At 65.3% G+C, this 1932-nt stretch carries 1 protein-coding gene; it reads right to left on the bottom strand.

Annotation, left to right across the window (positions count from 1 at the left end; genetic code table 11):
- Positions 1-136: 136 nt before the first annotated feature.
- Positions 137-1567 carry a group II intron reverse transcriptase/maturase gene (gene ltrA / locus ACTWQA_RS58835; RefSeq protein ID WP_443167467.1) on the bottom strand — a complete coding sequence of 477 codons (1431 nt, stop codon included), beginning with the start codon at positions 1565-1567 and terminating at the stop codon, positions 137-139.
- Positions 1568-1932 lie beyond the last annotated feature (365 nt).

Below are 1932 nucleotides of genomic sequence, written 5' to 3'. Positions count from 1 at the left end.
GAACTCGTGAAAGTCGGCCCGGAGCGCGGTTCTGGCCTCTCGGCCAGCCCGTTTCTCCGGACCGCTTCCCGCACCCGCCGTGCGCCTCTCAACGCAACGGGCGCTCCACAAGCCCCGCTTGTGTCCGTCCGTCTCTTCACGAGGCGATGCGCCAGGGCGAGGGGATGTTCGCGCCTCGGTAACGATAGCGCGTGGTGCGCACCGTTCCCGGGCTGAACAGTTCTCGTGCCTCGCTGGCTGGCCACCAGCCTCCGTCGCAGTAACGACGGCGCAGATCCTTCCAGTTGCTCCGGTGGTGTTTGCGGCGCAGCCACCCGATAACCTGCGTCCACGTGTAGTGAGCCAGGTATTGGAAGGTTGCGCTGGAGACCCCCGGCTGGAAGTACGTGCACCAGCCCCGCAGCATCCGGTTGAGCGGAATGAGCAGGGCGTCAAGCGACAGACTGGTGCTTGTTCTGCGGCACCGCGTCTTGACCTTGGCCATGATGGCCTTGACCGCTTTGCGGGCGGGATAGGTATAGACGTACTCCTTGGTGCCGCCTCGTTGCCGGTGGCGCTGGATGCGCCAGCCGAGAAAATCGAGACCCTCGTCGATGTGGGTGATCAGGGTCTTCTCTTCCGACAGGCGCAGGCCCATCGGAGCGAGTATGCCTGCGATCTCTTCGCGTAGCGCCACCGCGTCGGCTCGCGAGCCTGACACGACCAGGCACCAGTCGTCGGCGTAGCGGATCAGCCGATAGTTCGGCAGATCACGGCGTCGGCGCTTGACCCGGTCGTTGCGGCACGTCGCCGGCCCACCCGGCACCTGGGCAATGTACTCATCCAGGACGGACAGGGCGACGTTGCTCAGCAACGGCGAGAGGATCGACCCCTGCGGGGTACCAGCGTTGTTTTCCCTCAGCATGCGGTCCTCCCCGAGGATCCCAGCCTTCAAGAACGCCTTGACCAGGGCCAGGACGCGTCTGTCTCCGACTCGAAGCCGCACCCGGTCCATCAGGGCCGGATGCGAGATTTCGTCGAAGCAGGCTTTGATGTCGCCTTCGACCACCCACTCATAGGAGCGGGAGGTGAAATGACGCACCTCGGCCACTGCGTCATGAGCCCGGTGATTGGGGCGGAACCCGTAGGAACACGGGAGGAATCCCGCCTCAAAGATCGGCTCCAACACCAGTTTCAGGGAGGCCTGCACCACCCGGTCGCGGACGGTCGCGATCCCCAGACGACGCAGCTTGCCATTCGCCTTTGGGATCAGCCGCTCTCGCACCGGAAGCGGGCAGAAACTGCGGTCCTTCACCGAAGTCCGCAGCCCGTCGAGGAACTCCTCAACCCCCCGCACGGCCTCCACGTAGTAGGCGGTCTCCCCGTCCACTCCGGCCGTCCGGGCTCCCTTGTTGCCCCGCACCCGATACCACGCAACCAGCAGGAACGCGGGATCGGCAACGAGATTGAACAGGTCATCGAACCTGCGATGAGGATCTTCGCGGGCCCAACGGTGCAGCTTGGTCTGGATCTCCAGTACCCGGCGGTCCGCCTTCATCAAGACGTACTCCAGCTCGTCGGTATTCACCGGCGACAGCCTCCTGGTCTTCCCGTCCCACGACTGCTGACTCGCTGTCCCCCTTCGCCATGTACGCACCTCTCGTGCGCTCGGACTACTACGAGGACTCCGCCACGTCATGACGTCGTCAGCCGACGACGGGCCTGCCCTCCGCCAAGCTGGCTACTGGACGGGACGGGCGACACCATGACGCTTCCCACGTTCACTACCACCCGGTCGACAAGTGAGCCGCCCAGCTGTGCCCCGGCAGCCTCGCCACGCCTACGCCGCAGACCTTCAACGTGGCCTCCCCACCGACGGCCTTGGTCGGCTTCGGAGTCGCCTCCACCTACACATACAGAGGCGCGTACTGCACCCGGCCCAGATCCGCCAGG

This window comes from Nonomuraea sp. 10N515B (assembly GCF_052245915.1).
Taxonomy (GTDB): Bacteria; Actinomycetota; Actinomycetes; order Streptosporangiales; family Streptosporangiaceae; genus Nonomuraea.
The sequence above is the reverse complement of the archived record's forward strand: the minus strand, read 5'-3'. Positions and strand labels throughout refer to the sequence as shown.